Here is an 8,918-nt window from a genome sequence, read left to right on the forward strand (position 1 = left end):
GCATCGGTGTGCTCGCGCCACCGGCGCCACCGGAACCGGCCGCCCCGCCCCCCGAGACCGAAGCCGCCCTGGTCTGCGCCAGTGCCGGCGGGGCCGGGAATTCGGGCGTGGCGACCGCCGAGCCGATCTCTTGGTCGAACTGCGTCATGATCTGCGCCGCATGCTCACGGGCGACCCGCTGCGCCTGCATGACCTGGAGGTCCTGCGACACCCGAACCGCGTACTCGACCGGGCTGGTGCACTGCATCAACTGCGCGTTGGCGGCCCGTACGTCGAACTGCACGGGCGGGTTGGCCGCCATCTTCCGCTGGGTCTCGTTGAGGACCTGCGAGTGGATCTCCTGCTGCCGCCCGGTGAGCGTGGCGCCCTGCGCGGTCTGGCCGAGCCATTTCCCGATCTCCGACAGGTGTTTCCGCGCGGCGTCCCCGCCCGCGCCCTGCCAGTTCGCCTCGCTGGCCTCGATGGCGTCGGAGAGCGTCTTCTGGTGCTGCGTGAGCTCGTCGCCGACCCGGACCCATTCCTCCGAGGACTCGGCCACGGTGGCCGAGTTCGCGTTCTGCGTGATCGCCTGCTGCATCTGCTCGTGCGAGGCGTTGGCCCAGTCGGTGGTGGGCGGCGTGCCGGGCTGCCGCAGGTCCAGCCCGTCGCCGAGGCCCTTCCGTGCCTCGTCGATGCGCTGCAGGTAGACTTTCTGGATCAGCTCGTTGCGCAGGCGCGGGTCCACGGCCTTGCCCAGCCAGCCGTGGGCGATCTCGTAGTCGACCAGCTTGGTCGCTTCGTCGCGGATCTTGTCGCCCGAGGAGGTATCCCAGCTCGAAGGTTCCTGGTAGTAGGGCGAGGACGGGTCCGTGGTGACGTCGTAGTAAGGACCGTCCTGAGTGGACTCTGTCACGGTCAGACCTCCGTACGCAACTGGGTGAGGGTGTGCTGGGTTTCCTCGTCGCGGGACCGGTAGTTCCGTTTGGCGAGCTTGATCGCCTCGATGTACTCCGGGAGTTCGGCGCGCGCGTGCTGCAGCTGCGTCAGCAGACCCCGCTCGTCGGTGCCGGTGCTCTGCATGTGGTTCGACACCCACTGCGCGGTGGCCGTGGTGCTCATCGGCGGCGCCTCACCCAGCCGCTGCAGGGCCGACCACCGGGCGTTGAGGGTGTCCACCACCCCCTCCAGTGCCTGGATCATCTGGTCACCGGTGGTCTCGTCGACGGCGAAACCACCGCTGGCGGCGAGCACCTTGAGCTGCGCGCCGCTGAGCGCCGTTCGCGCGCGCATGGGGGCCAACACGCGAATATCGGGCTGTACTTCCTCGCTCATCAGCTGGAAAGACCTCTCCGGGATTTCGGGTGAACGTCCGGAGCCCACCGCTGCCCGCGACCGGTGGTCACGGTGGCGACCGCGGCCACCGCCAGGCGCGCGGACAGGCGAGCCTCCTCGGTACCACGCCAGCCTACCGGTGGTACACCGGCGCGGACACCGGCACACGGGCAGGGAAGGCGGCGGTGTCCGCAAGGGAAGAAGGGTTGCCCGAAAGGGAAAAGCCGATGCACACCTGCCCCCGAGGCTTCGTCTACCGGTTTGCTCCGCTCGAACCAGTCAACCACGACGAGGACAACGTTGTTCCCCTCCGCCGTTGCCGGACGGTGAAGCCGGGGCGAATTCCCGGGCCCCTCACCGCAGCAGCGCGTCCACCAGTTCCCGCGCCCAGCCCGGTTCGGCGGGGTGTTCGGTGAACACGGCCCGGTAGTACAGCGGGCCGAGCAGCGCGTCGACGGCCCGGCCCACCTCCGGCGGGTCGCCGCCGCGCTCGCGTTCGCGATCGAGCATCGCGGCGAGCTGGGCGTGGCGGTCGGCCGCGCAGGCGCAGCCGCCCTGCGTCCCCGAACCGACGGCGGCGCGCATGAGCGCCAGCACGTCCGGATCGGTGAGATCGGCGGCCACGTCGGTCGTCCAGCGGACGAGGTCCTCCCGCAGCGAGCCGGTGTCCGGTACCACGATGTCCCCGCTGAACCGGCTGGTCGCCACGTCGGCGAGGAGGTCGGCGAGCGAACCCCACCGCCGGTAGAGGGTGGTCGGGTGCACTCCGGCCCGCCCGGCGACGACGGGCAGGGTGAGCGCCTCCGCGGGTTCGGTGGCCAGGAGTTCCCGCACCGCGCGGTGGACGGCGGCCCGGATGCGGGAAGAACGGCCGCCGGGCCTGGTGTTGGTGACCGACATGCGGAACATTATCGCACTGATCGCTGCGTTTAGGTATGCTGCCACTAAAGCATTGATCACTGCGTTAAGAGGAGTGCGTGTGACCGAGTCATCCTCGGCGTCAGCTCCGGTCGGTGTCCTCCCCGCCACCGCCGCCCGCCTACGCCTTCCCCGCGCCGCCGCCTTCGGCGGGATCGCGGCGATCGTCGTCCTGTTCCTGGCCGCCTCCAGCGCCCCATCGCCCCTCTACGTGGTCTACCAGCACCAATGGGGGTTCTCGGCGACCACGCTCACCGCCGTGTTCGCGGTGTACGTGCTCGGGCTGATCGCCGCGCTGCTCGTGCTCGGCGCGCTGTCCGACCACATCGGCCGACGACCGGTGCTGGCCGCCGCCCTGCTGCTGGAAGCGCTTTCCCTCCTGCTGTTCCTGACCGCGGACGGCGTCGGGACGCTGTTCCTGGCCCGGGTCCTGCAGGGCATCGCCACCGGGGCGGCGACCACCACGCTCGGCGCCACCCTGGTCGACCTCGCCCCGCCGCACGCACCGGCACGGGCGGGGGTGGTCAACGGGGTCGCCCCGATCAGCGGGCTCGCGCTCGGGGCGCTCGGCTGCGGCGCACTGGTGCAGTACGGGCCCGCCCCGACGCATCTGGTCTTCGCCCTGCTCCTGGCGGGCATGCTGGTGGCCGCCATCGTCGTCGTGCTGCTGCCGGAAACCTCGCCCCGGCGGCCCGGCGCGGCCGCGTCGCTGGCCCCCCGGCTCGGCATCCCCGCCCGTCTCCGGGGCGACGTGCTGGTCATCGTGCCGATCCTGGTGGCGAGCTGGGCGCTGGGCGGACTCTACCTCTCGCTCGGCCCGTCGGTGGCCGCAACGCTGTTCGGCCTCCACAACCACCTCGCCGGGGGCCTGGTCGTGACGGTGCTGTGCGGGACCGGTGCCGTCACCGCCTTCGCGCTGCGGCGCGTGCCCGCCCTGCGCCTGCTGCGTCCCGCTTCGCTGCTGCTCGCCACGGGTACGGCCGTGACGCTGGCCGGGATGGCCGGCGCGGGACTCGCCGCGGGGATCGCCGGGACCGTCATCGCCGGTGTCGGGTTCGGCGCCTCGTCCCTGGCCACCTTCGGCACGATGGCGCGGCTCGCGGGCCCCGCCGAGCGGGGCGAGTTGTTCGCGGTGGCCTACACCATCGCCTACCTGGCCTTCAGCCTGCCCGCCGTGGCCGCGGGCCTCGCCACGACCGCGACCGGGCTGCGGCCGACGGCGATCGTCTACAGCCTGGCCGTCATCGTCCTCGCCCTGGCGGCCCTCGCCGCCAGGGAACTCCGCCGCTCCCGAGCCTGAAACGCCGGGCACGGCGAGGTGATCAGCCGAGGCGCGGCCGCCGGGGCTCCGGCACCTGGCCCGCCTCGGTCTGCTTCGCCGCCAGGACCAGGCACCGCTCGCAGGGCATCCCGGCGGGCCGCGTGAGCAGTTCGGCGTCGGCGGGCGGGATCTGGAAACCGCAGCACGCGGTCAGCAGGGGCACCCGGCCCAGTGGCACCCGGAAGACGTGGGCCATGCGGCGGGCCTCCCCGCCGACGTGAGGCCGCGGGCGGGCCAGGAAAAGGGCGCCCGGAAAGGAAGGGCTATCGTATTCCCCGCCGTCGGGCACGGCGGTCGTTCGCGCGGGTTCGGACACGGATTCTCCCCACTCCCAAGGAATAACTCCGCTCTTCGCCGGAATTCGACGACTAACCATGAATACAATGCCGCGCGCGAACCGGATACTCGAGCCGAAACATTCCCCCGTGTCGAGTGAAACGTGCCGGGAACCTACTGGCGGGTCAGGGAAATGGCGCACCACGGCGCGACGGGGCGCGGTATTCACCCCCCGCGTACGCGCGACGGTTCAGAGCAACCCCCGCTGCCGCGCCATGATCACCGCCTCACGCCGCGAGGTGACGCCCAGCTTGCGATACACATTGCGCAGGTGCGTCTTCACGGTGTTCACCGAAACGTACAGGGTCGCGGCGATTTCCTCGATCGTGGCGAGCGAAGGCAGCTCGCGCAGGAGCTGGACCTCGCGCGGGGTCAGCTCGGCGGTGTCGGCCGGTCGTGCCGCGGCCGGGATCGCCTCGACGAGTTCGGCCACGAACTGGTCGAGACGGCCGAGCCTGCCGATCTGCGGCACCAGGAGCTTGCGGATCTCGGGGCCCGCGTCGTAGAACGGGCGGAACGCCCGCCGCGGCCCGGCCAGCTCCAAGGCGGCGCGAAGCGCCCGGTCGGCGGCGCGGGCGTCCCCCGCGCGGTGGGCCAGCAGGGTGGTGAGCAGATAGGCCTCGATCCGGGTGGACACCACGTGGCAGCGGACCTCACCCTGGTTGATCTTCTCCAGCTGGGCCCGCGCCGAGGCCACCCGGCCGTAGTGGAAGTGCATGCGGGCCCGCAGCAGCTGGACGTCGCCCGAATCCCCCAGCCAGGTCGACGCGCGGCGCTCGACCTCCGCGGCCCAGTCCGCACGGCCGAGCCGCAGGGCCATCCGCTGCTCCACCGGCGCCTCGTAGGCCACCAGCGCGGGCTGCACCGGTTCGGTGCGCCCCACCGTGGACCAGTGCCGACGCAGCCGCACCAGCGCGGCGTGGGGGTCCTCGCCGTACTCGAACTCGATGACCTCCCGCACCGACAGGGCGCACATCTCCACCGTGCGGTCGTTGTTGGGACCGAGCAGCTCGATGCCGCGCGCCGCCATCGTCCTGGCCTTCTCCGACTCGAGGAACTGGTAGGCCGCCCAGGCGGCGATGGTGTACGGGAAGCAGCAGGCCGCCCGCAGCGCCGGTCCGTGCTGCCCGGCGAACTCCAGCGCCTGCTCGGCCAGGGTCCGCATGCGCGGGAAGTCCCCGTTGGCGGTGGCGACGCCGGACAGCTGGCTCAGGCAGTGCAGCACGGCGAACGGGTAGTCGTGCGCCGTCGCCATGCGCATGGCCTGCTCGAGATCGCGGGCGGCGCCCTCGTGACGGCCCAGCCAGAAGAACGCCGTGCCGCGGTTGACCAGGGCGAGCACCAGCAGATCGGTGCCCGACATGCGGGGCAGCCGTTCGTCCAGTTCGGTCATCGCGGGCACCACATGCCCGGTCAGCCTCGCCCAGTGGGTGCGCACGATGACCTCCAGGTCACGCACGCGCGGCTCGTCGCAGGCCTCCAGCGCCTCGGTCAGCCCGGCCAGCCGCAGCTCGGCCCCGGCCCGCTCGCCCCCGGTCAGCTCCAGCAGCACCAGCACCAGCCCGACCTGGGGCCGCCCGGCGGCCGACGCGGGCAGCGTGTCCGCCAGATCCCGCAGCAGCGCGAGATCACCGCGCAGCACCAGGCCGGGGCCGAATTCGCTGACCACGCGGGCGGAGAGTTCGGTGTCGGCGGCGGGGACCGCGTTGCGGGCCGCGGCCACCGCGTCCCCCGCGTCGGCGAACCAGTGCCCGGCGATCGCGTGCAGCTTCCCATAGCTGGACGGCGCGTGCCGGCGCAGGTGGGCACGCAGGTACGCGCGGACGAACGGGTGCAGGCGGTACTGGTCCTCGCCGGTCCGCGACACCAGCCCGTCGAACCGTTCGAGCCCTTCCAGCACCGCGGGCGCGTCCTCCCGGCCGGACAGCGCGACGGCCAGTCCCGCCCCGAACTCCTCGCACACCGACGTGGCTCGCAGGATCTGCAGTTCGGGCTCGGTCAGCCCGGACAGGACCTCGCTGTCGAGGTAGTCCGTCACCGTGCGGTCGCTGGAGACCAGCACCTCCAGCGCGCCGGCGCCGTCGCCGGTCTCCCCCAGTGCCAGTGCCGCCAGCCGGACCGCGGCGGGCCAGCCCTCGCTGATCGTCATCAGCCGGTCGAGTTCCGCGCCGGAAGCCCGCACGCCCAGCCGGGACACGGCGCGCTCGGCCTGGTCGCGGGCGAACGCGAGGTCCGCGGCGCGGATCTCGCGGACCCGCCCGGCCACGCGCAGGCGGTGCAGTTCGAGCGCGGGCTCCCGGCGCCCGGACAGCACCAGCCGCAGCTGCCGGGGCATCAGGCGCAGCACCATGGTGAGCACGTGCTGTGCCTCGGGATGGCGAAGGTGGTGGATGTCGTCGAGCACGAGCCAGACGCGGTCGTGCTGGCGGTCCACTATCTCAGCCAGCTGCGCCACCAGAGCGCTTTCGCTGATCCGTTGCTGTGGAAGGCTTTCCCCGTTGCCCGCGGTGACCGCGCGGCTCACCGCGGCGAGGATGCCGAGGGAGAGGGTGGTGGGATCGTCGTCGGATTCGTCGATGTTCATCCAGGCCACGTATCCGGGCGCGGAAACCCGCCGCATTTCCCGGACCCAGCCCGAAAGCAGGGTGGTCTTGCCAAACCCGGCGGGCGCGGTCAGCACGGTCACCAACGGATCGTCGGTGTCGGTACCGGGAGACGGCAACATGCCCTGCGGTCGCGGGCGGACCACGACTTCGCGAGGCGGCAGCGGCACCGTGATTTTCGGCGCGGGCACGACTGGTTTGATCGCCGGTCTCCTTCCGGGCAGCACGATGAATCAGGCTATGAGAACTTCACGCGCCCGCTGGCCGACCCAGTACTGAAACGGCCAGTTCGCCCCAATCGAGTGAGCGCACAACCCGTATTTCACCGCGCAGCACAGGGATAAACGCGCTTGCCTCCGTCCGGATGGCTCTCCTCACCCCTGTGAGGTAGCACGCGAAGGGTGTTCTGCCACAAGGATCCTCGTTCACCCCGGCCGGAGGAGCCGAGGCGCGGGCCGCTGGGACACGATTCAAAGATCGATACGGCAGTTGCATTTTTCCGCCTGCCCCATCAGACCCGCGGGCCGCGCCGGTTCGCGAGAACGGCCGGCGGCCGCCCCGTGCCCCCAAAGTGGCGGCCGCCGGTCTCTCTACTTTTCTCCTTGCCCTGACACGGATCCGGACACGTCCTCGATCCGGTGACAACGGGGCGGCCCCGCCGAAGGCGTGCCAGACTCGTCCCGCCCGGCGGCGAATCCCGCCGGGCGCCAAGGAGACCCGAACTCAGGACTACGAGCGGCCGGAGGTGCCGTGAGCCTGTACTACTGCCGGCGCGTGGCACGGAAGCGCTGGCGCATCATCTTCTTCGGACTGCTGGTCGGCGTGGCCGCCGCGGCCACCGTCACGCGTGTCGTACCACCCGAATACTCGGCGCAGGCGACGCTCTACCTTTCCTCTCCGGGGGAAACGGACGGTAGCGCCGGGAGCGTCGGCGGTGAGCGGCTGCGCAACTCCTTCGCCTGGCTGGCGGGCGGGCAGCATCTGGCACAGGCGGTCGTCGACCAGCTCGGCCTCCACGAGCCGGCCTCGGCGGTTTCGGCGAAGCTCGCGTCGTCGAGCAGGCCCGGCACCAGCCTGCTCTCGGTCACGGCCACCGACGCCACTCCCCAGGGCGCGAAGACTCTCGCCGACGCCGCCGCGGGGGCGCTCACGCGCCTGGTGACCCAGTTGCAGACCTCCCCGCCGGTCACCGCGTCGGTCATCGAACCGGCCGCGCTGCCCACCCGCGCCACGCAGCCACGGCCGCTGGTCGACTTCGGGTTGGGGGTGCTGCTCGGACTGCTCGCCGGTGTCCTCGCCGCGTTCGTGCGCGAGGCGCTGGACCGGCGGATCACCGGCGCCGGGGACCTGACCCGGCTGACCGGCGCGCCGAACCTGGCCACCGTCCCCCACAACCCCGCCGCGTCCGAGCCGCCGTCCTTCGCCGGCCCCGGGCGGCCCGGCCTTGCCGAATCCTTCCGCACGCTGCGGACGGCGCTCCACCTGGTCGACGTGGACCGGCCCCGCAAGGCGGTCCTGGTGACCGGTGCGCTGCCGGATTCGGGCCGCACGACGACCCTGTGCGGCCTGGCCGTCGCCCTCGGCCGGACCGGACGGCGGGTCGTGCTGGTGGAGACCGACCTGCGGCGTCCGCACGCCCTCGACCATCTCGGCGTCGGCGGCGGCGAGGTGGGCCTGACCAGCGTGCTCACCGGCCAGGTCGCGCTGGAACAGGCCCTGCGCACCTGGAGCGGATCGGCCGTGTTCGACGTGCTGCCCGCCGGGCCGCTCCCGCCGGATCCGGCCAGGCTGCTCGCTTCGCGGCGCATGGCGGACCTGCTTGCCGAGCTGCGCCGCCGCTACGACACGGTGCTGCTGGACGCGCCCGAGGTGCCCGCCGGGGCCGACGCCGCCGTGCTGGGCGCGGCCTGCGACGGTGTCCTGCTCGTGGTCGCCCACGGCCGGACCACCCGGCACCAGGTGAAGAGCGCGCTGCTCGCACTCGCGGCGGGCCGCGTCCGACTGTTCGGCACCGTGCTCACCATGGCGCCCGAGCCTCCCGGGCAGACTCCCGTGCGCATCCCGGAGCAGGCACCCGAGCCGTCGGTGGGCCGGATCACCGGGACCGTCCCGCTCGACGTGATTCCCTCGGCCCCGAAGTCGCGCACCCATTCCTGAGCCCCAGTAATTGTCAGGCTGCCGAAAACCGATTCACTCGCACTCCGGGACCGGACTGTGCGAGATCCACGACCGGAACGGGTGATATGGCGCTTTCCGCTTCGGCACCACGCGCGCCCGGTGATATCTTCCAACGGCACCTTCGAGCGCGCGGATCACCGGCGCATTCCGCCGAGGCGCGCCGGGAAAAACGCGCAGAACTCATTGTTGGGGGCAAGCAGCACGGGAAGCACCTGCGATCCGAGCCCCCATCGCCGGCGGCGGAGGGGGCC

6 protein-coding genes and 1 pseudogene are annotated in these 8,918 nt (G+C 72.1%); 2 read left to right on the forward strand and 5 right to left on the reverse strand.

What is annotated here, in order from left to right:
* The 3 genes and pseudogenes from FNH05_RS24730 to FNH05_RS24740 all read right to left on the reverse strand — a co-directional run.
* Positions 1 to 892: pseudogene (locus FNH05_RS24730) on the reverse strand (PPE domain-containing protein); the annotation flags it as partial.
* Between the two features lie 2 nt (positions 893 to 894).
* Positions 895 to 1,311, reverse strand: a complete 417-nt coding sequence (locus FNH05_RS24735; RefSeq protein ID WP_246127927.1) for a hypothetical protein — start codon at positions 1,309 to 1,311, stop codon at positions 895 to 897.
* Between the two features lie 354 nt (positions 1,312 to 1,665).
* Complete coding sequence (locus tag FNH05_RS24740) at positions 1,666 to 2,211, reverse strand: TetR/AcrR family transcriptional regulator (protein ID WP_144591105.1); 546 nt, start codon at positions 2,209 to 2,211, stop codon at positions 1,666 to 1,668.
* A gap of 79 nt (positions 2,212 to 2,290) precedes the next feature.
* On the opposite strand from FNH05_RS24740, the gene FNH05_RS24745 reads away from it, so the two are divergent.
* Complete coding sequence (locus FNH05_RS24745) at positions 2,291 to 3,529, forward strand: MFS transporter (RefSeq protein ID WP_246127928.1); 1,239 nt, start codon at positions 2,291 to 2,293, stop codon at positions 3,527 to 3,529.
* A 22-nt stretch (positions 3,530 to 3,551) separates the two neighbouring features.
* On the opposite strand, the gene FNH05_RS24750 is transcribed toward FNH05_RS24745, so the two are convergent.
* Together FNH05_RS24750 and FNH05_RS24755 are read right to left on the reverse strand one after the other, a co-directional pair.
* On the reverse strand, positions 3,552 to 3,746 hold the full coding sequence (locus FNH05_RS24750) for a 4-coumarate--CoA ligase family protein (RefSeq protein ID WP_144591106.1): 195 nt from the start codon (positions 3,744 to 3,746) through the stop codon (positions 3,552 to 3,554).
* A gap of 330 nt (positions 3,747 to 4,076) precedes the next feature.
* Entirely contained in the window at positions 4,077 to 6,680 is a 2,604-nt protein-coding gene (locus FNH05_RS24755; RefSeq protein WP_144591107.1) for a winged helix-turn-helix domain-containing protein, read from the reverse strand.
* Between the two features lie 559 nt (positions 6,681 to 7,239).
* Here FNH05_RS24755 and FNH05_RS24760 point away from each other — a divergent pair.
* A complete protein-coding gene (locus FNH05_RS24760; RefSeq protein WP_186382718.1) occupies positions 7,240 to 8,646 on the forward strand; it encodes a tyrosine-protein kinase domain-containing protein in 1,407 nt (468 codons plus the stop codon).
* Positions 8,647 to 8,918 lie beyond the last annotated feature (272 nt).

The organism is Amycolatopsis rhizosphaerae, from assembly GCF_007713715.1.
Classification (GTDB): Bacteria; Actinomycetota; Actinomycetes; order Mycobacteriales; family Pseudonocardiaceae; genus Amycolatopsis_E; species Amycolatopsis_E rhizosphaerae.